Here is a 25,471-nt window from a genome sequence, read left to right as displayed (position 1 = left end):
TCATTCTCCTTTCAAATCTATGCTTGGTTCTATTTCTTTCAGCTGCTCTAAAGTGAGCATCCTTTGCTCGTATCCTGCATTTAGATCTTCCATCGAGCAATCACCTAGTTCAACTGCTTGTTTGACCAATTCAGGTGTTACCCATTGGAAATATAATGCCATTACCCAATAATTCATGTTTCACTCTCTCCTTTAATGAAAAGGATGTCATTTTTTAGCGCTTTTAGTTCGTTTGATAGAAGATCACATTGATGTTCAAGCTGTTTTCTCATCAGCTTTTCTTTTGCTACTTCTTGCGCTAGATAATCTAGCGGGAGCGGTGGTTGATACCTTGGATTGGTTTGTGATTCCTCCCACCATTTTTTCAATTCTTCTTCTGTTGGTTTGGGCACATCAAGATACCATTCATCTATATACGAACCAGCACCGTCATTTCTTAGTTCAAAATCCTTTTGCGGGTCCGCATTGGGATATTTATATTTAATGGCTTCATATAAAATCATCAAAACCCTCCTATACTCGCGGGAAATTTCGGCCGCCTACTTCTGTAATGTCAAAATAGTTGTACCAGCCTGAGTTATCTGATATATAACGACTAACGTCTCCGTCATATCCTACATACATGTAAATTTCTAAATAATCCCCTTTATTTGCCGGTACATTGGCAGAACCATAAAGTCCCATACTAAAACTCAACGTATCAGATGGACTTGTCGGACTTTGTCTTTGATGTGAAATATTTTTATATCTTTTTCCATTTAAATAGATCGATAATTCAAAGTTTGCATATCGTTGAAAGCTTTCAATATACACACCTGCATTCACTGAATACATTCCGTTTTCAGGGCAGATGAAGCGATTATTTTTGATATCAAAATTGTTATGACTGTCTTTTATCTTTCGATTAAAAAGGACTTTTTGATACTCTCCCTTGGTTAATAACTGCTTCCCAGTTGTACCTATATTGGCATGACAGAACCCAGAGAGTTTATGCCAGTCGGTCCAACCCGAACCAGTCCACCAATGACGGCACCACGTACCTGTGCTATCAAAATAGCTGCCTGCTTCGTTTCCAGTCCCATAATAATATTGAACAAATCGATAGTTACTATATTTTTCATTTTTCACAAAGCCGTATCTTGTAGGGTATCCTGTATCATTGGCTTGACCAATATCCATGAATGTAATACCTATTGGATATTCCTCGCCGCTGACTGTTGCATCTTGAATGGCTTGATCCCCTGTTAGTTTGAAGAAGCTTTCATTTGTGATTCCTGCAATTTGTTTACTCAGCGCTTTGTCATTTTCCACAAGTGTGTCGACCATCCGATTAAACAAGTTGGCATGGGCTTTGTCAGTGGTTTCAAACGGTAAAGGTGATTTTATCTCCACTTCATTTCCCTCCATTAATAAATATCATCAATCTCAAAAACAAATTCGATGTCGCCGTCTTTTTGTTTGTCTGTCATGGTGCGGATGGCGGTGAATTTGCCGTCTTCGTCGACAAGTGCTAGTTCGTTGATCACTTCTCCTGCCAGTTCTCCTTCGGCGATCGTGCAGGTGTAGCGGATTTTTGCTGGTTCCATGAAGGTAAACGAATCAATATTTTTTTGGACTAGTTCTTTTTTGAGTTTTTGTTCAGTGCCGTCCAGTGAGATCGGTTTTCCATCCTTCGTTCCCCCATTTCCAAATGCCATTTTGACGACTTTTGTGAGTTTTGTTCCTTCTGCTCTTGCTTTTGCCATTTGTTGACGCGCATAAAGTGTTGTTACGGTTAATTGATCAGCCATTGTGATCCTCCTTATAACTCTATTTTTTTAGAAGTTGCTGCTAGCATTTTTGATCCGTCCAGCGGAACAGATCCATCGAGAATCCAGTAATGATCTTTGATCAGTAGGCTTCCATCCTGCTCAGTTTGGACATGTACTGGCATACGGAACGTCATCTTCTTCTTGGTTTGATGCTGGAGCTGATTTTTTGTGCGTAAAGTTAATGCCGCTCCTTGCTTCGTTTCATGTACCGCTCCAGTCATGACATAGTTCATGCGATATGCTGTGTCTGACTGATGTTGAAGCCGCATTCTCATATTTAATGAATGCCGAAAACGAGCAGGCACATCCGTTGTACCTCGTGTTCCGCTGAGATAGAACGTACCATTTAAGACAAATTCACCATTGAGTAAAATCGGGATATGATCGAAAAAACCCACCCTGCTTCGCAGTGTGAGCCTCCCGTGATGTTCATTTTTTTCATGTACATCAGTATGATGAAAAGCCGTGAACGTATAAGCCAAATGTGCAGGTTTTAGCGTTTCAAGAATTTCTACAATATATCTCGTGTTTTGCAGATCATCTAGGTTCACACGTAAGGCGAAATGATAGCGATTGGTTGTAAGACGGATGACAGCACTTGGATTCTTGAGAAAGCGATTGACTGATTTCTCTAATGAAAGATACGTGATTGGCGGAATATTTGACATCATATTGAGTAAGCGTGCCCTGCGCAGTTCAATTGAATCATCTGATTCCCGCTGCACCTTCAGCATTCTTTCCCATCTGTTTAATCCCCATGTCGCAGTTACAGGAAACAACTGATCCGTTAAGTCGAAAATGGATTCGTCCAATTCCTCAAATTCCGGTGCCTCTGTCTTGAGTAGATGATCCACTTCATAAATCTCTGTAAAATATGGCGGCAAGTAGTTTTTCATTTCATCCTGTTTGCTCAATAACCTTCACCTGCCTAAGACGCGGAATCTCAATATCCTGCAATACTAAGTTTTTCGACTCTCCATTCAATAGCACATCTGCATAATCTGACACACTTTCTGAATGGTACAGAATATCATTTAAGGCGGACATTCGAATGGTACTCTTTTCAAATGCGATTGATTTCAATAGCGTCTTGACCTTTTCTTCTATTTCTTTCTGAGCTCCTTCAAGGGTCCAGTCCATTTGAAGTTCGACAGCTACTTCTATGTCGATATCCAGCCATTTGGCGCTTTCAACGGTTGCTTTTGAGCCTATAGGCGCTTGTCCTTCTCCTTCACCTGGCACTGGGTCGATATATTCCTGTACCCTTTTGACAAGAAGGTCTGATGCAACATCTAGATTGCCATCTGTAATGACAATTTTGACTGTCCCTTCTCCGTTCCAAAGCGGGAACACTTTCGCTCTGCCAACACCGGTCACTTCCTCAGCCCATTTTTTATAATGCGCCCTGTTGGCACTGACAGCCTCTCGCCTCGCACGTATTAAATATCGATCGTATAATGAAGCATCATCTTCCTCTTCTTGACCTGGTATGACCAGTTCTTTCATCGTAATCGATTCAAGTCCTGGAATTGTATCAAGTGACAGCAGCGGCTGATCTGTTAATTGAACATTGCCGGCTTTACCAGGTGTCTCGCATTCTAGCATGGCATCCTTTGAATATTGGAAATAAACGTCTTCAATAAAAAAACGTGAGCCAGCTGGAATATTGATATTTTCTGGCTGAATGGCCGCTGACCATACCGCTTTAGTTGCTGGTTTTCTTTCAATTCCTACTTCAGCAGCCCGCCGATCTAGAAACTCTCCTTGTGCTGTATCTGCAAAGACCAGCTCAAACACTTGATCAAGCCAAATATAGGACTGGGCCAGTTCAGCGGCAGCAGGTGCCAAGGCATTCCAAATCACACTGTTTTCTCTTTTATCTATATCATCTGGCAGTCTGTCCAACATTCTTTCCATTAATGCTTCGTACGTCTGTTCCTCAAACATCGCCCTCCATCACCTCCTCTATTTCTAATGTGCCCTCATCTGTGACAATCGCTAGTTTGACATGAAACGAGTCATTTTGCTTTGTGACCTCTAACTCTTCAATATGATCAATCCGCTCGTCAACGAGCAGTGCTTCCTCTAGCAGCCTTGGAATCTCCATTTCTTTGTATTCATCCGTGGCTTCAGTATCCGTCAACAGCTCCTGAATTTCAGTGCCAATGTCGTGGCTGTAGATAGGATGTGCATAACGCTCTGTCCTAAGTGTCATATAAATGAATTGCCGGATTGCCTCAATACCTGAAATGGTTTCGCCAGTCAGTCTGCCGGTTTCAAAATCTATTCGATACGTCGTGGAGGTTTCGACCTCTTCCTCTTCTTCTGTTTCCTCGATTTCTTCCTCTGGTGAAAGTGCCACGTTCATCACCTCCCTTACAATTTGTCGATGATGTAAAAGGACTGCCCTCCTGCCATCGCAAGCACCATAATACTGTCTCCTCTTTTTAGCTCATCATCCTCACCCTTATTTAAACGCTTCGGCCAAATCAGTAATTCTTCTGGAATAATCAGTTTATGATTTTCATTTAATCGGATGCTCAGAGGGGAAACCGCCGTGACTTCTCCAATGACAAGATCAATTGGAGAGGCTGCGTCTACTGCATTCACTGCCAATCGTTTAATCGCTTCACTTAATCTCACGCTTGATCACCCTTTGGCATAGAATTTTTCTCAACAACATCAATGGTCATGGTGTGTTTCACCCCACTGAATTCATGTTTGTCTTGATCGATCCAGTAAGTTTTTTTTACGTTGATTTCAGGAATTTTCAAATAGATTGGGAGACCGCTTTGCAGCTCAGGAATTCCTAGCGCTTGGATGCTTTTGACTTCTTGTTTGACGCCTTTTTTCTCTGCCAGCCGTACTTTGGCTCTTTTTTGCAGCTGCGGCTGATTGATTTGCCCCGTGACTGTTTCAACATGCTGTAAAATACCGTATTTATTCTGACCAGCTTTATCCTGTTCGATCACCACAATCTCGGATTTACTGCCTTTTTTCTTATTCTTCCCCTGTTCATCAGCAGACGTACGCATTTTGACACGAGTGGCTGTCTCTTCAATCGAGGTGCTGTATTGATAGCTGATGAGATTAACGCCTGATTCAATGACCCATACGTCCTCTGGATCAGGCCAGGCTCTCAGCCCCATCTTGCCTTTAGTAGAATAGATTTGATAGTTTCTCCCCGTTTGCCGCTTCGTTTCTTTCAATGCTTTCAATATCATGTCATACAAGCTCGTGTCATTTTTAAAGACTAGTGATTTTATGACATGTCCTGTATTGGCGATGGAGGTCATTGGAATCTGAAAGTCAGTCCCAATCCGCCTTAAGATTTGATCTGCTCTTTGATTTGAAAAAACATAAACATCTTGGTTTTTCACCAAATATTGAAGCATATCATATGCAGTAAAGGTCAGCTTTCCTTCAACCGGCGTCCGGGAAAAAACGATGCCCCTGAACAGCTCTTTTCCTTTCCATTTAAAAAGAACCGTGTCCCCTTCTGAGACACGGTAATATGTTTGACTGCCTTGCTTTGTGATTATATTGGCCTGAATAGAGCGAGGGGCTTGATACCTTTGCCCCTGAAGTGTCACACTCTCTGTGACAAGCTCATACATGGTGCCGCTTCTGATGGCAAAAAGCTCAATCAATGCCAGCCCCCCCTATTGTGGTATTTTTAACCTTTGTCCAGGGAAAATCCAATGCCCCGGCTGCTTAATATTGCGCCTGCTACGTTTAATCATCGCTAATTTATTGGCATTCCAAATACGCCGCCATTTTGTACTGTCGCCATAAAACCTGCCAGAAATGGCCCATAGCGTATCCCCTTTTTTGACGGTGTACATTTTTGGTGGTGTTTTTGAAGGCCTTTTCTTTTTCGTTTGTTTTGCTTTTTTCTTTCGTTTGATTTTCCTAGGCGATGCGGTTTTATATTCCTTTAACTGGATCGTAAATTCACGATCGCCAATATCATATGAACCTTCTTTATGGGTAAAACTTTCAATGCTGCACGTCATATTGATTTTTGTTCCCGTTACAATCAGTCGTACAGACTTCTTTGAACGCATCATTCGTTCAATTTTCGCGATCGCATTCTCTGGTGATGGAATGCTTTTATATTCAGCAATCGGCGAATATTTCTTAGGAAATAATGAGGTGAATGATACTTGTTTCGCCGATGGTACGTCAATAAACGTCAGTTCTCCAAAAGAGGCGACCTTCACTGTTTCATTTTGTACGTTATTTGTGATTTCGAGTTCGGATGGAAGGACAGGGAATCGCAACTTGTCCTTTCCTTGGGAAATCCACAATTGATACACTGATTTACCCATCGATCACGACCCCCTTCGTTCCTGTATGAAGCTCTACTTCTAGTTCATCTACAAGCATTTGTCTAATTTTTTCGACAAGCGATTGCTGATCTTGTCCATTATGGAAATGCTGATCTCCATTGAACTGAATCGTAATCTGTTTATTACCTGACGATGTTGTACTGCCAGTAGTCTGAGCTGAGGTGACTTGCTGCATCTGTGCTTCTGGTAAAGGAGCAGATGCATTTGATGGATCATATACTTGCATCCCAAGTGCCTTGGCTGCCTGCGTCAATAAATACCTTCCGCGAATGCCTCTTTCTTCAGGAATAATCCATTCGCGTTTATTTCCTTCACCGACTCTTGCAACCTGCTCTTGAGTAATCAAACCGCCATTTGCATAGCCTTTATAAGGGCCGCCTCTTCTCATACTTCGTAATCCCGGCGTGTTGAAGACTGTTCCATATCTGCCCTTAATGTAGTTAATGGCTGCTACGGCATTATGAATTGGGTTCCAAATGTCATTCATACCCTTGCCTTTATTGGCGTTAAACGTCGTTCCAATGGTTTGCATTAAGCCTTTAGAAGGTGTTCCCTTTTTGGCGTTGGAATCCCATAAGTTGATTGCTCTTGGATTTCCATTTGATTCATGCTGCGCGATGGTCATCAGACCTGGAAGCCAGTTCATAGATGTGCCAGTTGCCATGAGAGCTGCCATGAGCCATTGCTGAACACTAAGACCTGAAGCTCCCATACCGCTGAAGGCACCGATTAATGAACCAGCCTGATTTTCAGCAAATTTTTTCACATCAACTGAGTCAAGCCCTTTGACGACACCGATCGATGCAAATTTCCCAAGACTCATCATGACGCGTGAAGGGGAATGAATGTCTAATTCCTCTCTAAACGCCTGCTCTACTTTCTTCGCCATTTCTTTGGCTGCTTGCGTGACTTCGCTTCCTTTGGAACGCATACCGCTGTTAAAGGCGTCAATCATTCCAGAACCCCAGCCTGGTGATTCTTGTTTTGCTTGCAGGAATGGTTGTTTGATGTGCTGATCTACGTATTGGCTAGTACCAACTGATGTGGCATTTTGCCCTGTCGCAAAACCACTAACCGTCCCAGAACCCCAAGTTAGTGATGCCGTCATCACTTGTTGGTATGGTGCTTTTACACGACTTTGTAAGAAGCTATCTGTTCCTGTTGGTGTCATCTGCTGACCATTTGCAAAGGCAGAAACCGTTTGTTGACCATACTTTCCTGAGTCTGATGTCAATTGACTAAAAGGCTGCTGAATATTCTTTTGTTTCCATTGATCAAGAGAGATCACTTTACGGTTTAACCCTTGTTCAAAATCTTTATTAAATTGCTCGCCAATGCCGGAGGCTTGAATGTCCCCAGTCATCGAGACCGATCCGTCTATTGAACCGACAGAAGTTGATGCAGCTACAGCTGTAGGAGCTGGAGAGCTTGATACTTGATTTCCAGCTGCTCCGCTTGGCATAACAGACATTCCAAGATGAGAAGCAGCCTGAGCAAGCAGCATTTTTCCGCGCCCTCGGTTATTTTGAGTTGGAATAACAAATTCGTTCCCAGCTTCACCGACCCATGATAAGGTTGGCTGGGTGATATAACCGCCTGTGGCTTTTTTACCAGGTTTAAAATCTTTTTTCCCGTTTTCTCGACCTTTTTCAAATTTCACAATATGCCTGCCAACGAGTTTTGCGCCTTCACTTTTGAGTAAATCCCATGAATCTCCTAAAATATTTTTACCCCAAGATTGAACATCACTCCACTTACTTGACCACCAGTCTTTATTAAATAGAGTTGAAGAAATAGTTGCTTTTGCAGTTGACCAAATTGTTTTTGATTGTTCCCATTTATTTTTTGACCAACTTTTTACGTTATCCCACTTCTCCCCCCACCAATCTTTGTTAAAGACCGTTTCACGAATTTTCCCTTTAATTGAATTCCATATGTCGACTGCGCCATCCCATTTTTCTCTGGTCCATTTTTTTACATTATCCCACTTCTCTCCCCACCAATCTCCGTTAAAAACAGTCTCACTAAGTTTATTCTTAATAGAATCCCATATTTCGACTGCACCATCCCATTTTTCTTTGGTCCATTCCTTTACATTATCCCACTTCTCTCCCCACCAATCTCCGTTAAAAACGGTCTCACTAAGTTTCCCCTTAATAGAATCCCATATTTCGACGGCACTATCCCACTTTTCTTGAGTCCAGTCCTTGACAGCATCCCATTTTTCACTCCACCATTCGCCATTAAAGACAGTAGATTCTAAAACTCCTGTAACGTATCCAGCTTGTTCTGCCCACCATTCTGAATTGAACAGTGTATTCGATGCTGTAGTTTTTATATCTTCCCATTTTTCACTTAAGTTCCCTAAAGACGTTTCTGCAGAAGTTTTAACACTCCCCCACTTTTCATTCCACCAATCGCCATTAAATAAAGTGTTTGAAATGTTCTCTTTAAGTTTTGAAGTATCAAATATCTCCCCTAATTTTGATCCACCATAAGTGCCAGCCATGCCTCCAGCAACGCCACCAATTGCAGCTCCTACAAATGGTATTGGAATTAGAGCTTGGCCAATTGCAGCCCCACTAACTCCTCCTGCAAGACCTCCAGTGAAACCACCTACTTTTTCCCCAACGTTTTCTTTCGTTGTTCCAATTAAATCTGTTGCACTTAATAAGTTCCCCAATACAGGCACTCTTTTTAAAAACTTACTACTTCCTCGACCTATATTTTTTAATGAATCGCCTAAACCACTTAAACCTCCGCTACCTTTCATCAGTCCAGCAAGTCCCGCAACAGAGGCTACTATACCTGTAGTTTTCTTCAATCCACTAGGGATTTTTTCAAAAATCTTACCTACATTTGTTTTCAGTTTTCCTAGTCTACCTGGAGGTCTTCTGTTTCTTTCAGCTCTCGCAGTGGCGGTAGGGTTTGCGGGCTGTCTTTGTGCACGACCATTTCTATTTCTAGTTCTATTAGAACCACGCCTGCTTAAACCTCGAGCACAACAAGGGCAACAGCTATTACGAAACAAACCTTTTCCTTTTTGTTTATTTGGCTGCGTATTAGGAGTTGGATTTGTTGGTGCTTCGGTAGTTTGACTTTGAGCTGAAGAGTTACTGGTGTTTTCACTTGATTGATTTTTCGGACCAAGGATTAAATCTAAACCTTTGTTAAACCATTTATCTAGAAACTCCTCAGGATTGATTTTAATCTTCTCACTAATTCGTCCGATCACTTCTTGCTTGTATGCGTCAATTTTCGTTTCAATCCAAGGGAGTGCATTATTATCCCAAAAGTTTCTAGGACTCAATTTTTCCTTCAATTTATCTGAAACGTCACCTGCATATTTTTCAATTTCTTTAAGCGCCTTATTCCCAAAATCACCCAACCAACTCTGTTTGTTTTCATTCGTTTTTGTAGCAGCTGTTGCATTAGGTTGCTTTTTTACTTTCTTTTCTTTCACAACAGACTCTGCCTGATCTCGTTTTTTCAGCTTACTTTTTGCATTGTCTTGAACTGACACTCTGATTTCGTGTTTGGACATCGTCAAGCTTTTGAGTGTCTTTTTGATTCGTTGAATTGCGGCGGTGGCTTGGTCAACCATGTTTAATCTCATATAGTATGTTCTGTTGATGAGCTGAAGGATTGATTTTTTGATTGATGATATTTTACCCGACAATTGATCGTTCAGTTTAAACGTCATCATAATGGGGGTTGTTCCCATTTGTTTTAAACGATTTATGCTGGATTTGATGACATCCAGCCCCTTCGCTTGAATGGATATAACCAGATGATTTGGAATCATATTTAACTGATTGTTCAATGCTTTTAGATCACGATAGATTCCCTGATCCAGCCTCATGGAAAATACTGAAATTTTCCGAAGCGATAAAGTGAGATTTCTTAACTTCTTTTCATCCATTTCTAGGCTTATTTTCACCGGTTTTCTAAATGGTTTGAGCTGCTTCTCAAACGTTTGAAACCGTTTTTGAATGCGTAATAGCTTTTTCGATACCCGGTCTTCTAATTCAAATCGCGCTGTAAGTTTCGCCATTTATTTACCTCCTTTCTTTGCTTCTTTTTCTAACATGTCTAGTTTGTAGCTGATAAGTCCGAAAAGGAATGCTTTGAATGGCCTTGGTGCTTCATATAAATCTAGGAGTTCAGATGGGGAGTAGTGAAGCTCGTGCATCGCGTAATATAAAAACACGGCTTCTTTATCCCCATCTTTTATTAGTTTTTTGCTGCTTCTTCTAAATCTTCAATTTCATCTTCGAATCCGTTGATTTCGATCGCTTTGTTTAACCAGTTCGCATATTCACCCCCGACTGACAGGACCCGTTTTGCTACTTCAACTGGATCTTGTGTGCTGTAGGCTTCTCTTAATTCCTTTGAACGGAAATCTGGGTAAATCGTCGATTCAATCGCAATACGTGCGTAGAAGCGCTGGCTGTCTAAGTCTTTCACACGTCCTCTGCCTTTGATATTTTTGAAGGTTGTGTTTTCTTTTTCCAATTCATCAATACGTTCAGTTGTAATGGCTTTAAAGACAAAAGGAATGACATTCCCTTTTTTATCAACAAAACGCTTAGAAATCGGTACTTTGACTTCTTCCGCTTCTACTGTTTGTCCTGGCATAAAAAATGAAAGATCAAATGTTTGTTTTTCACTCATGTTTAAAAACTCCCTTTGTTATGTTTTTTTGAATGCAAAAAAGCACATCCATTTTTTGAATGTGCTTTCCAATCTTTTCATGTATAATTTAAATTGTACAATTGAACGGCTTGCTCAAGGGCGTCTGGCTCATCCCCGATAGGAAGGGGGTGATGCGTATGTCAACATTTGAAGCGATTTCCCTTATGCTTTTATTCGGGATGTTTATCTTTACTTTGTTGACGTATATAGACAAAAAATAGACTCCCCTTGAGCTGTGGAAGGTTAAAGGGAAGTCTACCTAAAGAACCTATTCGATAAGCCAGCCCCTTGAAGGGCCTCATTGTACATTGCCGGGATGTTAGAGCATCCTGGCTTCTTTTTATTTTATGCAAATTGCTTTGCATGTAAACATATTTTAATGAATTGAATACAAGACGTTACCAGACGAAATTAAGACGGCTTTCAAGACAGTTGTATTACAACTGCATTATAGCATATTCAGCTGTTATTTAGCTAATTAATTAGCTAATTTCCTCCACTTTTCTTAGAATGTATTCTTCAGCTTTTCAGGCAGATCAAAGTCCTCGAATGTGAAAGGAACTTCTTCTTCAAGTGCCTCTGAATCAACATCCAATCCAGCGATTTTAGCAGAATCAAAGTTGACATCAAATAATGTCACACGCTCAGTGCCACGGCCTGATGATTTATCGTCAATGACAGCTTGAAGAGTGAAATATGGATCTTCTCCTTTTTTCACATAATTGAGCATTAATTGAACGAAACGAGACGTAACTTTATAGAATGTTGCCGTTCCTGTTCCGTTTGCTCCCGTTGTTTTATGGCCAGTCATTCGGCGGCCCATGACGTTGACTTCTGATTTGTTTTTTTCCACGTTTGCTTCGAAGGTTTTGATAAATGCAAGTTCCTCACCTTCTAAGAAAAGACGACCTTCTTTACCTGAAATTGTATTTTGCGCTTTAAAAGCCATCTTACTTCACCTCCACATTGAAATAGAATTTTTCTGCTGCATCTACTGGTTGAACCGCTAAATCGATGATAAATCCATCACGATCTTCATTGAGACCGATCACGATATCTGTTTCTGAATTAAAGCCTGTAATGCCGCTGCCATCTTGAAGCTGTGTGAGATACTGGGTAATCAGTGTTTTCACAAGCTGCACACCATCATCTGATGCTGGAATGTCATTGCCATTGGCTTTACGTAATTTAATCAGATTTTTTAATTCGAATGTTAAATCATTGTTGATCGCATCAAGCACACGAATGATTTTATTTTTCGCCAATTGCTGGCTCTTTTCAGCTGTAAAGCTTGTCAAGGAGTTAATATCTTTTTCAACACTCACAGTACGATCTCTCGCATCAAAGGTGAAAAGGAACTCCCCTTGTGATAATCGGTATTCTACTTGATCATTGTCAAGGCGTTCTAATGTATCGACTGCTCCTTCGTATTCAACAAAGGTCAATGACTGATTGAAATTTGCTCCAGCACTTGCACCTGCGACCCATGCTGTTGCTTGAGCAGGTGTTAGTTCTGTTCCATCTTCGAGTACAACGCCGCTTGTCACATTGATGATTCCTTCTTGGTCCGCTGCATAATTCGCCACAACCCCTTGCACCTTACGTCCTTGCTTATCACGTAAACGCTCGATAAATGAAGCGAAGGTTGCTTTTAATTGTTCACTATTATCGACTGGAAGGGCAATGACATCAAAGTATTCTGTTTCTGCTGCTTCTAGGAAAGCTGTATAATCTGCGACACTTGCCACGCCATTTTTCCCGCCGCTTAGTGCCACACCAGCTGTGATGACGGCTTCACCTTCACCAGAAAATTGAACGTATTTGTTTTTCACAAGGTCTTTGACATCAGTGACGACCTGTTTATCCACAATATCTGTGCCAAGATAAGTGATCACATCGCGTTTTTTACTATCAAGTACATTTTCTGCCACTTGTACTGTGAGCTCATTTCCTTTTTGGCCGCCATAATTTGCTGTGACTACAAAATTTTCAGCAATTTCGGCTTTGGCCGGCTCACCTTCATTTAGGCGGTAAAGCAAGACTGTTTGCGCTTTTTTCTTTGCTTCACGGAAAAGAAGAAGCGACTTGTCATCAATGTTGAGTCCAACCTTTTTATTTAAATCTTCCATATTTGAAACGGAAATAAAGGTTTTTGGTTCTCCCCAGCTCATCACAAGAGGAAGTGCCACCGTACCTCGATCGCCTAAAGTAATTCGCTGCTCTGCTGTTGTTTTAAAATTAAAGTAAATGCCAGGACGCTTTTTCTCTGTACCTGGTGTAAAAGTGCCTCCGTTCATCCTTTAAACCTCCTTGGACAAAAAAGCATCAATGTGCTTTTTCGCTTCTGTTTTTGTAATTGGTTGATGTTTGATATAAAAAAGAGCCCCTTCAAGGATTTCTGGTTTGACCCCAAAAAGATCCTTACTGTGCTCCTTTAAGGCTTCAAATGAAAAGCCAAATTCTTTTTCTTCGCCGGCTGTTTGAGCAGGCTCTGCTTTTTTAGTCTTGCTCACGTTTGATCACCCCATCTGAAAAGTTGATATCTTCAAGGCTTGCCTCTTTGTCACGGTTATACCAATAGCTGCTATCCCACGTCAGGACAATCGCTGCTACTCCTTGATCTATCATTCTTGTTTCCACTCTTTTTATGCGGACATAATCATCAAGCACCTCTCCGTCTTCACTCATCATCTGAATGATTTGACGATCAGCAAGCAATGCATCAACGATTGTTTCTGCCGCATCATGTGCTTTTTCTGTATCAATATGAAAGATTTTCACTTGCAGCGAATAAGATTTCATAAAGGTAGAGACCGTATCTGGACCACTGATCACTGTCACAGGCGGCACATAAACGGATGGCACTTGAAAGCGTTCTGGCAAAAGACGATCATACATTGTCACAGGAAAGTGTGTGTAGATATAATGCATGATTGCCCCGACTTCTTGATTCATTCCATCACCTCCCAAAATGTCGATCGAACCAGCTTTGCAGCTTTCGATCCAGCGACTGTTCAAACATTTGCTCATAGAGCATGACAGCATGATCCCAGTAGCCATTTCCGTCAATCCATTGAGAGGCAAGCATCATTCCTGTACTTGCATTTGGATCATATTCAAAGCGGCTGCCAGTCCATCTGCCAGGCACCCATCTTCGCTCTCCACTTGAAGAAGTGGCATGTCCGTCATTGACGTAGGAGGCATATTCAAGCTGCGTTCCCACTTCAAGTGTGAGACCGCCTTTTGAAATGAGAAAATGATTCTCCTTGCCGCCTTGCTTAAAGGAGCTTAGAAGCCGGCCTGTATCGACAGCGTTCTCCTTGATTAATTCATCCTGAATGATGTCTAAAAACTGTAGGCCCATGTCCTCCAACCAATCTTGATATTCTGCCTTTAAGCCGCCATCACATGCTGACTGCAGCTGTGAAAGCAGCCGGTCAAGTCCATCAATTTTCATAGATTTTCCTTCCTGACTGCCATCACTTCGATGTGATGATTTTTCACTTTTTTAGGCTGCTGTAATTTGAGTGACACGCCATTCCACACCATTTTGTCATGCAAGCGAATATCACTTGCTAAAGGAAAATGAACAAGATAGGATTGATAAATGACTGTATTCGGCTCTTCTTGCACAAGTGACTGGTTCTTTTCTATGACATAACATGCTAGATCGGCTAGGCTAGGAGCATCGGGATAGGAAAGTGTCATTTGTAAATCATCAGCTGGAATTCCAAATTTCCCGCGGGCAGACTCCTTATGCTCAAGGTGAAAAAGATCACAGCGATCTGTTAATAGAGATTGATAGCTCATAATGATCTCACCTTTAGTTTGGCACTGCCGCCGGTCAATGTTGGTTCAATGTAATCTACAAGCAGGGCATATACATAGGGTCTGCCTTTCACTTGATCAGCTGCCTTCGCATATGAATAATCGCCCATTTTTTCTGACGTAAAGCCTTTCATCATAGATTCGTCATCATTCAGCATGGCAAAATATTGGGCCATTTTTAATAATGCGATTCTTGCTTTTTCAGGGAGGGGCTGATATTTTTCACTTGAGAAATCGTGACCTACGATCTGAAATACCGCAGCTTCTGCTTCGATAATATCTGCTGTCAGTCTTTCCACAGATCGATTTTTCACACGATCAAATACAGAATAGGCTTGCAGTTCTTCAGCAGAAATGATCATGGCCTGCCGTCACCTACTCTTTCACTTTCATCACTTTTGCTACAGCATCCTCTTCCTCAAATTTGCTGTCTAGCTTCGCTGTGAGGACAATAATAAATTTACGGCTGCGAATATCTTTTTCTACTTCAATTCGAATATTACGAGAGAAACCTACGATAATATTTTTAGGGTGTGTCAGCAAAATATCTGATACGTCTGTTCCCGCTTCGTCATATGGCTGCATATTGGCAAGACCTTTGACCGGCACACCGAATGCAGAAGAAAGTCCGCCTTGAATGGCCGCATCTCCGAGGCCTGTCTGACGGTTTGCTACTTGATCCTTCCACTCAACTTCTAAACTTGGGGATGTGTAGAAACGGAAATCCTGAGGTACACGTAAATATTTTGACGGCATCGCTTTATAGGCTTGCTTAAACATTTGGCGGCTGATTTCCGCTCCATTAGCATCTACGATATGAGATACCGCTTGTTTTCTTACGCCATCCATTTGAGCTAAAAATGGATCTGCTGATTTTGTATCGCCATTGACGATGAGCTCTTCAATGTCAACTGCTGCTCGTTCAGCTAGCATTTGCATAATCGTCTGCTGAATTCCGTCTTTCTCAATATTGTTTTCAATGCTGTCGTAGGTCATATGAATCTCTGCAATAACCTCTTTCGCGTTTAGCTGGACAGTGCTTGTCGCTGGGACAACACGGTCTTTCGCATCAAGTGCTTTGCCTTCTTCTGCTGGGCGCAAAATACGCTGGCCAAAGCCGATTTTTTCGATTTTTTGTGAATCACTTTCCATTGGAATGATACGTGCATCATTTAAGACGGTTGGTGTATTTTGCATCATTCTAATGAATGTGTTGGATTGGGTTGCGTTCATGAGACCGCCGGTTTTTAAGCTGGCAAGTGTCATTTCGGCCTTGCGAATCAACTCTTGATTTCTCACACTGTTTTCCTCCTTATTTAGGCTTATAGTAAGCCATCCCATACGGGCTTTGTACTGTCGTTTTGTGTATCGTGGATTGTTTGTTTTGACATGCCTCGTGCTTTTTCAAGCATGTGAATCCGCTCTGAAATAGGCAAAAGCTGCTGCTGAAGCACTTGTTCAAGCGCTGCTTTTTCTCTGCTGGCTGATTTCTCTAAGGAAGAAAGTTGATGACGAATCGGTGCAACGACTTGCTCAAGCACCTTTTGGACAGGTTCTTCCCCTGTTGGATCTGTTTCCTGCTGTTCAGCCTGCTGTAAGACATTTTCGATAGCCATTTTTGCTTTTTCAAGCTCTCGTACTTGCTCTGTCGTCAAAGCGGCATCTTGTTTTTGTACGAAGGCTGGCTTTTCACCAATCGTTTGAAGCACATCTTCTGTCTTCAAAATGTCCTGCACGATTGGCAGCAATTGCTCAAGCGCTGCTCTTACATCCGCTTCATCACCATCACTTGACTGTAAGGTTTCCAGCAGATGGTCTAAAACGCTCCAAAATTGTTGTGACATGTTTGCACCTTCCTCTTTCAAAAAGAAATTTTTCAGCAAAGAAAAAAGCCCTTTCTCATTCGTGCTTTGAGATAGGAGCTGATCTTGTTCTTCTATTGCTACGATGTCCGCCGTTCCAGCCATTGAATATCCTGTAATGTGGCCTTTCTGAATTTGATCCCAAATCTCTTGCGAAGCCTTTGTCACGAGCACCCAAGATCCTTTTCGAATCAGCTCATCGCCTACTTCAAAATCAGCTGGTGCGATGTATGATTCAACAACTTCGCCAACACCATGTTGAAAATCATGCTGCTTGTCAATGTGGCGGGCATCTTTCATAAAACCATGTGCCGCTCTTTCAATTTCTTTGGCAGACATAAAGTCTTGGTGTGCATCAGGTGTATTCGGTTCATACACGACACCATACACAAGGCGATGAGCATCTTCTGCCTTTGTCAGCACACTGACCTCCTTTTGAAAGTCAGGCCGCTTTTTCTTTGCCTTCATCAAAAAGAATTTCTTTTTGTTTGCTGCTCTGTCTACGTAGGAAACATGCGTAATTTTTGCGTTTTTTAATTCTCTTGGCATATGTTCACCCCCTTTCAAAAAAGCGCATGCGCTTCGGTTTATTCCTTCAACTGATTCGTCTCTCGTTGAGACTGTTCTTCAGCTGATGTCATGCGGCTTTCTAAAGGTCTGTGATAAAGATCCTCCGGCCATTCCTCTAACGTTTTCCCAAGAATACGTCCTGCCAGATCTCGCAAATCGTTTGGTGACACTGCCCCAGCCTGAATAAACGGTGTCAGAACTTTGGCAATCTCTAATGGGTCTCTAAAGTCAGGACCATTTAATAGGAAACGAACATGCCAAATATCAAGATCCGGCAGGAAAAGTGTATTAAGTTTTCCTGTGATAAGATGCCGTTCAGGCTGAAATACTTGTTCTTCTGTTGTTTTCCGCGCCGTATCGGCTGTCGCTTTGTTATAGTCTTGAGACTCACCTGTGTAAATAGGCGGCAGGCGAAAAGCAGAGCGGATTTTGTTTCTTGTTTTTTCATCGTATTCTAAAAAGAGTGCATCTTCTTGCAAGATCTCTGCTAGGGATTTAAAATTCACTTTGACATTTGAGACATCTTCTTCTCCAGTTAACCCTTTTTCTGTCGGGAGTCCTTCAACTTCAAGCAAGAGAAACTTATGTGCATGATCAGAGCCTTCAATATCGTCCATATAATCCTGAAGCTGCTGATAGGAAGACTCAGACAGCATTCCATTTTCGACAATGATGGCACCAGGTACATGCCGCCCTTGTTTAAAATAAAGGTAGTTCAGCTCTTCTGCCTTGCGTGCTCCATACATATTGACGATGTTGCCAATCCAGCGGGGAATTCCATACGTTCCACTGCCGATTTTAAAATGAATTACTTCTGTTGCGCGCAGCGGCTCTGGGGTGGTGTCATCGTATTTACCTGTTTCACAATGTAAAATGCGCGGATCACCATACTCCTTGAAGAAGACTTTCTTTTCATTGATCACCTGCACATATTTACGGAATCGTTTCTTTCGATTCATTGTTTTCAATTCACCGTTTTCTGTGTACTGGAATTCGACGTCGACTGGCTCACTCAGCTTGCAAATACGGATATGGAGCGCATCTAAATACTCGATTCCTGCCGGCTTTCCCTGACCATCTCGGAGCACCTCTAAAAAACCATTGCCCGTTTTCTCCCGGTCTTCGATGACATAGCCAAGCACTACATCGGCTGATTCATCATAGTTCATGTATTTCGTAAACTCTTCAAGTCTTGTCCATTCCTTCTCTGCGGCCTTTTTTTTTGCTGGTTTCACACCTTCTGCATTAAAGTCAAAGGCATATTCTACACCAAAACCAAAGCCTAAAATATTGGTCTTATACGCATCAATACATTGCTGAAGAATGGTTGAATATTCTGCCATGCTTTTTAATTCATTGATATTGTAAGGCGGGGGAACAATGTCATCCTTTTCGTAGGAAAATTCATCTGCATACATTTGTTTTGTATGATCAGACATGTTTGCCTTCATAATAGTTGCTTTCAATTGTTTCATTGTATGGACCTCCTCTCTCTGTTTGGACGGACTCGCTCCGAGGCGGTCTGCTTCAAATCTGTCACTTCATAATCATCCAGCGCATACCAGATGGCTGATAATGTGTGCGGATCGATTTGAAATTCATCTTCCTCTAGGCGTCCATCCTTATCTGCCTTATAGGTTAGTGATTGAAGTTCATAGATGGTATATGGACAAGCATCAGAACAAATAATTTTCTTAAAACGTTTGATCTTTTTTGTATACTGCAAACGTGAGCCTTGAAACTTATGTGCGGCCACCATTTGAAAGCCGCGCTGCCGAAAATAGTGAATGGTTTTAGGTTCGGCTGCATCGGCTTTAATCAGTTCCTTTGATTCAATAAACTCTTTCAAGTCAATGGCTGTTTCATCATCTGTTTTCCCGCGGTCGTAATATTCCCAATAAATGTATAAGTACTTTTTTTCATGATCGACAGCTAAACGAATGAGCGCATTGTATGACTCAACAAATCCAAAATCCATACCTGCTCGTTTCAGCGGTCTGTCAATCTGCTGAATGGCTTCTAATACGTCAGAATGGCTTCTCACTTCAAATTGCGGAAAAACCTTTGTGCCATTGATCCCGAAATACCCCTTCCTCGCAATACGATAGAGATCCGGATCATACTCTTTCAGCTCATCCAGCTGCTTCACGTAGCTTTTAGGAAGGAATAGGTTATCTTCCGCCGTGGAGTGATGATAGTACGTATCCTTGATGACAACAGTCCGTTTTTTATATAAGGTCTCGTCATCTAAAACAAAACGCTTCAGCTGTTCATCTCGAAAAAAATGTCGGTACGTCCAATTATCCTGACCAACGGGATTGGTCGATAACATCATATAAAGCGGTAAGGATGGATGTCTCAGCCTTCCAAGCAGCTCTTTAAAGCCTTCATAAGAAACCTCTGAACATTCCTCAATCCAAATGATCGAGATGTTGTTGATCGATTTCAATTTTTCAGGCTTGTCCAGCCCTTTAAATAAGATGCTGCTGCCGTTTCGAAACGTCAGTGCAAGCGGCGAACTTCGGCACTTTACCACATGGTCGATGCCGAGGTCGCTGACGATCTCTTGTAATAGGGAAAAGGTTGATTCGCGGTGCGTATCATACACGTCTCGAATGACAAGTGCTGTCCGTTTTTCTTCCAGCAGCTTTAAGACGAGCTTTAAAGCAATGTGATAGCTTTTAGAGGAGCCGTAGCCCCCTACTAAAAATTGAAACTTTTGATTCCAATCGAATAGAAAGTGTTCAAAGTGAGGATTGACTTCTTTTTCAATCAATGGCGTCATGAATCGTCCTCTTTTCGCTTGATCATAATTTGAAGATCTTCCTCTTTTTCTTCACGCACTGCCTTTTTTGTTTTTTCGATCGTCAGTTCAATTTGCTTCAGCCTCAATCTTCGTTCATCCTTTGCATGTGCGAGCTCTTCAAACTGTTTTATTAGACGCCTGAGTTCACCCATTGCACGGGATTGTGCATTTAAAAACGTGGCATGCCGATCCCATGAAAATTGAAACGAGTATTCTTCTGAGGTGATGTCTAGTTCTGTCTGAATGCCTTCTCCTGTTTCTTCTAATGAAGAAGGCATGTATGCCGCCTTTTTCAGCTCTTTGATCATGTCCTCTTGATCTGCTACATACATAATTCGCTGCGCCCGAATTATGGCTGCATATTGAATTTGAATTTGGTCCCAGATTAAATCAAGTGATGTGCGTCCATCCATTTTCTCCATGATTTCAATCGTTTCATCTGAAAGAAATTGATTGAAAATCGAGTGTGCTTGCTTTGACGATGTTTTTTGTCTTTGCCATCCGTATCGCCTTTTCCACGATTTGACGGTATGGATCGAGACATTGTAATGATCAGCAATTTGCTGGTACGTCATCCCCTTCATATAATCCTGCTTGGCCTCTATCCGTTTATCTTTCATTTACATTCACCTGCCGCCTCCTTTTAATTCGAACGATTCCCTCTGAAGGAATCATTTGTGTAGGGCTAGCAAACATTCGTTTGGTCTTTCTAACTATAGGTGGCAACTGTAAGACAAGCTTTCACTGATTTATTTTCGGAAAGAAAAAACGCCTATTCAGCAGCTCTGAATAGGCGTTCTTGTACTTTTTTGGACATCTTCGTCCGCGCTCTTTCCATATGTTTTTGGACAGTTCCTTTTTTGACATCCAGCATGACCGCAATCTCGCTAAACGATAACCCTTGTGTTGTGTGCATAAAGAATACGTCCTTTTCTCGATCTGTTAAAACAGACAAAGCTTCATCAATTCGTTTTTTGTCTCTCTCACTGACTTCTCTCTCTTTCTCTTGAATAAGGGTATATTCATGTGATAAAGCCTCTAACACTTCTGGATTTGCGAGGATGGTACGCTGATAGACTGAACGTCTGTCTAATCCTCTGCGTGCACCTGGCTCTCTTCCGATTTGAAGCCATTCTACTACGTATTCTAGATCGCTCACCATGCTGGCGATCATTTTTTTATCATGCTTGTCTTGAACGGACAGCTGATGTTCTTCTTTTTCTTTAAATGGTTCATATTGTTTTCTAGCATTCTTTAATGCTCTTTTATATTCAATGAGTAAATCTTGCATATTGGCTCTCTCCCTTTTTTAAGAAAATAAAAAAACGGACACCAATCAGGTCCCCTTTTAGCAGGGTCTTGATCAGTGTCCGCAGGCTTTCCGTCTTGGACATATTATTGTGCTTTGATGTGTTCAGTCAGTTAGCTGATTTTAAAACCAATCTCGTGATCTACTCTTGCAAAATGACCTTTTGCCGTTTGAATAATGGTTTTTCCATGTTCAGGTACATCCATTTTATAAGCCGTTCCTACATTCCCATCTAACACGATGACTTGAATTTTTCCTTTTTCCATCTCACCGACAAATGTTTGGTTTTCTTGAATGAGTAATTGTTTTGGCTCGTTCATATGCTTGTCTCCTTTTTTGGTAATGGCCTCGTGCCACCACCTACCGTATTGATAATGATTTCAACTCTTGGACACATACTATAAAACTGGGAAACTCTTAAATCGACAATCTGCAGAGGGACTTCATTCGCTATAGAATGAAGTGCTTCTTGAATATGCTGCAGACTTGGCTGAAAGATGCTGACGTGTACAGGGCGTATCAACCCTTTTTCTGCGTATGTACGCTTTTTTTGGCAGTCAGCCATGTCAAGCGGCATGTGATCAAATAAACGAATCTCAAGTGATAATGCACCTTCTAATTTTTTCGGGCATTGTACTTTTGCAGCTGATCGTATTCTTTTCATCAATGTCTCTTTTGTTAACAAATGCTCGTGTTCAATGATTAAATGGATGACCATGTTATGATCTCCCGTCATCCTCTGCCCATTGGCGGATGTCTTGTTCGTTTTTACTCGCTTTGAGCAAGCATTTCAAGAATGTCATGATTTGCTTCCATCGTTTCACGTCGGCCTGATTCCTCCTTTTTTTGCCTCATCGACCTTAGCTTCCAGGAGGGTCATATATGTCTCTTTCTCTTCTGCTGTGGCAAAAACAAACATCGGTTTCTGATGATGAAAGGCGATCCAGCCGCCAGCTTGCTCTAAGCAAACCTGCGCTTCTTTTCTTGCATCAAACGTCAGCTGATGTCTCATCTTCTTCAGAGGCCTCCAAACTGTCCTCAATTTCTGTTTGGTATCCAGATCGTTTCATGTCATATAACCAACAGCTTTTTGGATAGCCAAAGTCATTCATCTGTGTCACTATTGGATGCTCAATATTCATTCTGCTCGTCTCCCCTTTTTTAAGAACCGATCTTCTTTCAAGAAATTACTCTTTTCGTGTAACTTTTGGCCAAAAAAAAGCTCTTGAACACCGGTATTCAGCAGATCTGCAATATGCTTTGCTATTTCTAAGCTAGGCTTCGTTCTGCCCATTTCGATATTCGCATAGCCGCTTGTGTACTTATATCCCAGTTTTTTCGCCATATAGGTTTGTGTTTTTCCTTGCAATATGCGCTCTTCTCGTAAATTTTCAAGTTTCATCTTTCCACCTCTTACTCAATATGTGTAAGTTATATTCCTTATGATAATATACACGAAACGAGTAAGTCAATCATATTTTTATTCTTTTTGTGTATTTATTTATCTTTTCCGTGTAATTCATGATAAAATTTACTCATAACATGAAAAAAGGTGTTTCCGATGGATAATTTAACTGGGAAGATTTTAACTGAATTAAGAGAGAAGCATGGATGGAGCAAGTCAACAGTTGCTAAAAAACTCGGATTAAAGGCGATGTCCACCTATGCAAACTGGGAATATGGCTTGAGAAAGCCCGACGGTGAAATGATTGTGAAAATTGCCGAGTTATATGGAGTCTCAACCGATTATCTTCTCACAGGTAAGGACAAAGACAGGCCCGCCGACGATCTTGCAGACGATCCTGATTTGCAAATTGCGTTTAAAGCAGCCTCAGATTTTTCCGAAGAAGCACGAAGACAAACCATCGATTTTATTAACTACATTAGAGAGAAAGAGAAGCAAAAAGGCCGTCAGCCAAAACAGCGAGACGACCATTGATCATCTCTTTCCATCATGATTTATGTTGCTGGGATGAACCCAGCTTTTTTTATACCTCTTTTTTCCCCTAAAAAAGAAAGAGCATATGAATAAAAAATCATGTCTTTCCAACATAATATGTGACAATTTTCACCAAAATCACTCTTTTTTTACATATTATAATTGACATATAATTCTATTAATATTAATATATGTATATACCAAAAAAAGGAGTGTTACCGATGAAAAAATTCATGAAAGTCTGTACATTGTCTTTAGTTGCTTTAGGTGCTCTTACGTTCTCCCAAACTGAAGGTGCTCATGCAGCTGCACAGCCAAAAGAACCAGTCATAGCAAAAGCTCCTATTATGAATAAAGTAATTACGGTGAACCGTACACTTTCTGTAGGTTCTTCAATCGCCGTCTCTCTTCCAGCAAGCCAAATTTCTGTGTCGGGTGCAACGTATGCGATTCAATTAGATCAAACAGCTCCAAACTTCACTTGGATTCGCGCTGTACAACGCGGTTCTGTGACAGTTTCCTACTATAATTCACTAGGCGAGCTTGTGATTAACTATATTACTGTTCGATAAACGACTTAGCTTTACATATGAAAAGGCGATGACTTCATGTCATCACCTTTTTGTGTTTTTTATGTAAATTCACTGTCCCCTTATCCAATGCTTGCCAACCCACACCCTTTATGTTAACTTTTAATAAAAATAAGTTAACATAAAGGGGTGCTAATGATGAGAGAGCAAATATCTTTGTCTTGGGAAGCGATAGTAGAGAAAGCGCTGAAAAATGAACCGATCACGGCGCAAGAGGGTCTAGACATTCTTGAAGCTGACGATAGAGAATTGTTACCTATTATGCATGCAGCCTATCAGGTACGATTTCATTTTTTTCAAAAAAAGGTGAAATTAAATATGATTTTTAACGCAAAAAGTGGATATTGCCCTGAGAACTGCGGATATTGTTCACAGTCAATGATTTCAAAAGCACCAGTTGAAAGATATACAATGCTTGATCAAAAAACCATTGTGGCTGGCGCGCGTGAGGCACTCAATAGAAAAGCCGGGACTTATTGTATTGTGGCAAGCGGGAGAGCGCCTTCTCATAGGGAATTAGATGAAGTCACTGCAGCAGTCAAGGAGATCACTGAAACGATGCCTTTGAAAGTGTGTGCCTGTCTTGGGTTATTAAATGAAGACAAAGCGAAGCGGCTGAAGGAAGCGGGTGTTCATCGGTATAACCACAATATCAATACACATCATGATCATCATGCTCAAATTACGACAACTCATACATACGATGACCGCGTGTCGACCATTGAGCAGGTCAAACAGTCTGGCATGTCACCTTGCTCAGGGGTCATTATTGGAATGGGTGAAACCAATCAGCAAATCGTTGAAATGGCTTTTGCGCTTAGAGCACTTGATGCGGATTCAATTCCAGTCAATTTTCTTCATGCCATCGAGGGAACACCGCTCGAGCATCAAAAAAGAACACACCCGATCAAAGCATTGAAAGTGCTGGCAATGATGAGATTTGTCAATCCAACAAAGGAAATTCGGGTATCCGGAGGAAGAGAGTTTAATTTACGGACACTCCAGCCGCTCGCACTTTATGCGGCAAATTCCATTTTCGTTGGTGATTATTTAACAACAAAAGGCCAGCAAGTCCAAATGGATCATCACATCATTGAAGATTTAGGGTTTGAAATAGAAGAATGTGCGTTATAAAAAAGTCTGCCGATTCACCGGCAGACTTTTAAGATTAGAATCTTTTATGAAAATCGACAGTTCCACTTCCATCTTCTCGATCAAAGCTGCCAACAAACGTCCAGTTAATATATCCACCATCACCATTGTTGACAAACGTACCATCTTCAAATACCCAAATACCAAATGTAATACCGTCATATTCAACACTATCATAGTAGACAACATTGTTCAGACCGCTAAAGTCGTGATCTTGGCTTAAGTTTTGGACAACAACGTTGTAGTTTTGACCTGCTTCATAGAATGCACTGTACGCCGCATTTTTTACGAATCCATCACGATTTTGAGATGATTTTACTGCTTGTTCAATTTTATCGGCAATGGCTACTGGATCAATAGAGACACTTCCATCAACCCCTGTTGTTGTAGCAGCTTCAGCCGTTTGACCAAAAGTCGTAAGAGATAGAGGGGCAGCAATCATTGACGTAGCGATGACAGAACCAACAAACATTTTGCTTGTTTTTCTCATTATTTCTAACTCCTCCTTTAATTGGTATGTTTATGTACTACCCCTTCCTCTGTCTCTTAAACACTAA

At 41.4% G+C, this 25,471-nt stretch carries 35 protein-coding genes; 3 read left to right on the top strand and 32 right to left on the bottom strand.

The genetic code is table 11. The annotated features are described in order from the left end of the window. The 31 genes from MHI60_RS12195 to MHI60_RS12045 form a co-directional block, all read right to left on the bottom strand. Positions 1-177, bottom strand: a complete 177-nt coding sequence (locus tag MHI60_RS12195; RefSeq protein WP_095409408.1) for an XkdX family protein — start codon at positions 175-177, stop codon at positions 1-3. Continuing rightward, entirely contained in the window at positions 174-503 is a 330-nt protein-coding gene (locus tag MHI60_RS12190) for an XkdW family protein (RefSeq protein WP_144472325.1), read from the bottom strand. The genes MHI60_RS12195 and MHI60_RS12190 overlap by 4 nt, the downstream gene beginning before the upstream one ends. 10 nt (positions 504-513) lie before the next feature. Continuing rightward, entirely contained in the window at positions 514-1,392 is an 879-nt protein-coding gene (locus MHI60_RS12185; RefSeq protein WP_144472323.1) for a hypothetical protein, read from the bottom strand. Positions 1,393-1,406: 14 nt separating this feature from the next. Further along, positions 1,407-1,790, bottom strand: a complete 384-nt coding sequence (locus MHI60_RS12180; protein ID WP_024423249.1) for a phage tail protein — start codon at positions 1,788-1,790, stop codon at positions 1,407-1,409. 11 nt (positions 1,791-1,801) lie between these two features. Then, on the bottom strand, positions 1,802-2,725 hold the full coding sequence (locus MHI60_RS12175) for a YmfQ family protein (RefSeq protein WP_144483316.1): 924 nt from the start codon (positions 2,723-2,725) through the stop codon (positions 1,802-1,804). After that, entirely contained in the window at positions 2,709-3,758 is a 1,050-nt protein-coding gene (locus tag MHI60_RS12170) for a baseplate J/gp47 family protein (RefSeq protein WP_144483318.1), read from the bottom strand. Before MHI60_RS12170 ends, MHI60_RS12175 begins: the two co-directional genes overlap by 17 nt. After that, entirely contained in the window at positions 3,751-4,173 is a 423-nt protein-coding gene (locus tag MHI60_RS12165; protein WP_144483321.1) for a DUF2634 domain-containing protein, read from the bottom strand. The genes MHI60_RS12170 and MHI60_RS12165 overlap by 8 nt, the downstream gene beginning before the upstream one ends. Before the next feature lie 14 nt (positions 4,174-4,187). Further along, positions 4,188-4,454 (bottom strand): DUF2577 family protein, encoded by a 267-nt coding sequence (locus MHI60_RS12160; RefSeq protein ID WP_075621936.1) that lies wholly within the window; start codon positions 4,452-4,454, stop codon positions 4,188-4,190. Beyond that, on the bottom strand, positions 4,451-5,461 hold the full coding sequence (locus MHI60_RS12155) for a phage portal protein (RefSeq protein WP_144483324.1): 1,011 nt from the start codon (positions 5,459-5,461) through the stop codon (positions 4,451-4,453). The genes MHI60_RS12160 and MHI60_RS12155 overlap by 4 nt, the downstream gene beginning before the upstream one ends. A 12-nt stretch (positions 5,462-5,473) precedes the next feature. Then, the gene (locus MHI60_RS12150) at positions 5,474-6,142 is read right to left on the bottom strand and encodes a LysM peptidoglycan-binding domain-containing protein (protein WP_144483327.1); all 669 of its coding nucleotides are present in this window, start codon (positions 6,140-6,142) and stop codon (positions 5,474-5,476) included. Beyond that, positions 6,135-10,217, bottom strand: a complete 4,083-nt coding sequence (locus MHI60_RS12145) for a transglycosylase SLT domain-containing protein (protein WP_144483330.1) — start codon at positions 10,215-10,217, stop codon at positions 6,135-6,137. The genes MHI60_RS12150 and MHI60_RS12145 overlap by 8 nt, the downstream gene beginning before the upstream one ends. After that, entirely contained in the window at positions 10,218-10,355 is a 138-nt protein-coding gene (locus tag MHI60_RS12140; RefSeq protein ID WP_095410046.1) for a hypothetical protein, read from the bottom strand. It abuts the gene before it with no gap. A 41-nt stretch (positions 10,356-10,396) separates the two neighbouring features. After that, entirely contained in the window at positions 10,397-10,837 is a 441-nt protein-coding gene (locus MHI60_RS12135; RefSeq protein ID WP_039180982.1) for a phage portal protein, read from the bottom strand. A 526-nt stretch (positions 10,838-11,363) separates the two neighbouring features. Then, positions 11,364-11,807, bottom strand: coding sequence for a phage tail tube protein (locus tag MHI60_RS12130; protein WP_024423257.1), 444 nt, complete (start codon positions 11,805-11,807; stop codon positions 11,364-11,366). 1 nt (position 11,808) lies between these two features. Beyond that, positions 11,809-13,155, bottom strand: coding sequence for a phage tail sheath family protein (locus MHI60_RS12125; protein ID WP_144472311.1), 1,347 nt, complete (start codon positions 13,153-13,155; stop codon positions 11,809-11,811). A gap of 3 nt (positions 13,156-13,158) precedes the next feature. Next, positions 13,159-13,371 (bottom strand): hypothetical protein, encoded by a 213-nt coding sequence (locus MHI60_RS12120; RefSeq protein WP_003212736.1) that lies wholly within the window; start codon positions 13,369-13,371, stop codon positions 13,159-13,161. After that, positions 13,358-13,813: a phage portal protein gene (locus MHI60_RS12115; protein ID WP_095409417.1), complete on the bottom strand. Its 456-nt coding sequence runs from the start codon at positions 13,811-13,813 to the stop codon at positions 13,358-13,360. Before MHI60_RS12115 ends, MHI60_RS12120 begins: the two co-directional genes overlap by 14 nt. Positions 13,814-13,817: 4 nt before the next feature. Beyond that, positions 13,818-14,315 (bottom strand): HK97 gp10 family phage protein, encoded by a 498-nt coding sequence (locus MHI60_RS12110; protein WP_144472309.1) that lies wholly within the window; start codon positions 14,313-14,315, stop codon positions 13,818-13,820. After that, the gene (locus MHI60_RS12105; RefSeq protein ID WP_144472307.1) at positions 14,312-14,668 is read right to left on the bottom strand and encodes a YqbH/XkdH family protein; all 357 of its coding nucleotides are present in this window, start codon (positions 14,666-14,668) and stop codon (positions 14,312-14,314) included. The genes MHI60_RS12110 and MHI60_RS12105 overlap by 4 nt, the downstream gene beginning before the upstream one ends. Further along, positions 14,665-15,048, bottom strand: coding sequence for a DUF3199 family protein (locus MHI60_RS12100; RefSeq protein WP_024423261.1), 384 nt, complete (start codon positions 15,046-15,048; stop codon positions 14,665-14,667). Before MHI60_RS12100 ends, MHI60_RS12105 begins: the two co-directional genes overlap by 4 nt. Positions 15,049-15,061: 13 nt before the next feature. Next, complete coding sequence (locus tag MHI60_RS12095; RefSeq protein WP_144472306.1) at positions 15,062-15,985, bottom strand: phage major capsid protein; 924 nt, start codon at positions 15,983-15,985, stop codon at positions 15,062-15,064. 23 nt (positions 15,986-16,008) lie between these two features. Further along, entirely contained in the window at positions 16,009-17,097 is a 1,089-nt protein-coding gene (locus MHI60_RS12090; protein ID WP_144483333.1) for an XkdF-like putative serine protease domain-containing protein, read from the bottom strand. A gap of 38 nt (positions 17,098-17,135) precedes the next feature. Next, positions 17,136-18,593 (bottom strand): phage portal protein, encoded by a 1,458-nt coding sequence (locus tag MHI60_RS12085; protein WP_095409422.1) that lies wholly within the window; start codon positions 18,591-18,593, stop codon positions 17,136-17,138. Next, positions 18,590-19,891, bottom strand: coding sequence for a PBSX family phage terminase large subunit (locus MHI60_RS12080; RefSeq protein ID WP_186437293.1), 1,302 nt, complete (start codon positions 19,889-19,891; stop codon positions 18,590-18,592). The genes MHI60_RS12085 and MHI60_RS12080 overlap by 4 nt, the downstream gene beginning before the upstream one ends. A gap of 8 nt (positions 19,892-19,899) precedes the next feature. Continuing rightward, the gene (gene terS, locus MHI60_RS12075) at positions 19,900-20,544 is read right to left on the bottom strand and encodes a phage terminase small subunit (RefSeq protein ID WP_024425907.1); all 645 of its coding nucleotides are present in this window, start codon (positions 20,542-20,544) and stop codon (positions 19,900-19,902) included. Between the two features lie 152 nt (positions 20,545-20,696). Continuing rightward, on the bottom strand, positions 20,697-21,215 hold the full coding sequence (locus tag MHI60_RS12070) for a sigma-70 family RNA polymerase sigma factor (RefSeq protein ID WP_039181011.1): 519 nt from the start codon (positions 21,213-21,215) through the stop codon (positions 20,697-20,699). A gap of 131 nt (positions 21,216-21,346) precedes the next feature. Continuing rightward, positions 21,347-21,553 (bottom strand): XtrA/YqaO family protein, encoded by a 207-nt coding sequence (locus tag MHI60_RS12065; protein WP_025094214.1) that lies wholly within the window; start codon positions 21,551-21,553, stop codon positions 21,347-21,349. After that, positions 21,550-21,951, bottom strand: a complete 402-nt coding sequence (locus MHI60_RS12060) for a holliday junction resolvase (RefSeq protein WP_144472297.1) — start codon at positions 21,949-21,951, stop codon at positions 21,550-21,552. Before MHI60_RS12060 ends, MHI60_RS12065 begins: the two co-directional genes overlap by 4 nt. Positions 21,952-22,053: 102 nt before the next feature. Continuing rightward, positions 22,054-22,245 (bottom strand): hypothetical protein, encoded by a 192-nt coding sequence (locus MHI60_RS12055; protein ID WP_223251022.1) that lies wholly within the window; start codon positions 22,243-22,245, stop codon positions 22,054-22,056. Then, positions 22,223-22,375 (bottom strand): hypothetical protein, encoded by a 153-nt coding sequence (locus MHI60_RS12050; RefSeq protein ID WP_186437278.1) that lies wholly within the window; start codon positions 22,373-22,375, stop codon positions 22,223-22,225. Before MHI60_RS12050 ends, MHI60_RS12055 begins: the two co-directional genes overlap by 23 nt. Next, the gene (locus MHI60_RS12045; protein ID WP_095409427.1) at positions 22,372-22,635 is read right to left on the bottom strand and encodes a helix-turn-helix transcriptional regulator; all 264 of its coding nucleotides are present in this window, start codon (positions 22,633-22,635) and stop codon (positions 22,372-22,374) included. The genes MHI60_RS12050 and MHI60_RS12045 overlap by 4 nt, the downstream gene beginning before the upstream one ends. Before the next feature lie 159 nt (positions 22,636-22,794). Here MHI60_RS12045 and MHI60_RS12040 point away from each other — a divergent pair, with 159 nt between their 5' ends. The 3 genes from MHI60_RS12040 to bioB all read left to right on the top strand — a co-directional run bounded on the left by MHI60_RS12040 (position 22,795) and on the right by bioB (position 24,896). Continuing rightward, positions 22,795-23,172: a helix-turn-helix transcriptional regulator gene (locus MHI60_RS12040; protein ID WP_095409428.1), complete on the top strand. Its 378-nt coding sequence runs from the start codon at positions 22,795-22,797 to the stop codon at positions 23,170-23,172. 221 nt (positions 23,173-23,393) lie between these two features. Next, the gene (locus MHI60_RS12035; protein WP_144483339.1) at positions 23,394-23,744 is read left to right on the top strand and encodes a hypothetical protein; all 351 of its coding nucleotides are present in this window, start codon (positions 23,394-23,396) and stop codon (positions 23,742-23,744) included. Positions 23,745-23,900: 156 nt separating this feature from the next. Then, positions 23,901-24,896: a biotin synthase BioB gene (gene bioB / locus MHI60_RS12030; protein WP_144472293.1), complete on the top strand. Its 996-nt coding sequence runs from the start codon at positions 23,901-23,903 to the stop codon at positions 24,894-24,896. A gap of 34 nt (positions 24,897-24,930) precedes the next feature. Here the strand turns inward: bioB and MHI60_RS12025 are convergent, their stop codons facing one another. After that, on the bottom strand, positions 24,931-25,404 hold the full coding sequence (locus tag MHI60_RS12025) for a hypothetical protein (RefSeq protein ID WP_024423274.1): 474 nt from the start codon (positions 25,402-25,404) through the stop codon (positions 24,931-24,933). Between the last annotated feature and the right edge of the window lie 67 nt (positions 25,405-25,471).

The organism is Bacillus sp. FSL K6-3200 (assembly GCF_038630485.1).
In the GTDB taxonomy this organism is placed as follows: domain Bacteria; phylum Bacillota; class Bacilli; order Bacillales; family Bacillaceae; genus Bacillus; species Bacillus safensis.
This window is presented reverse-complemented; position numbering and strand designations above follow the sequence as displayed.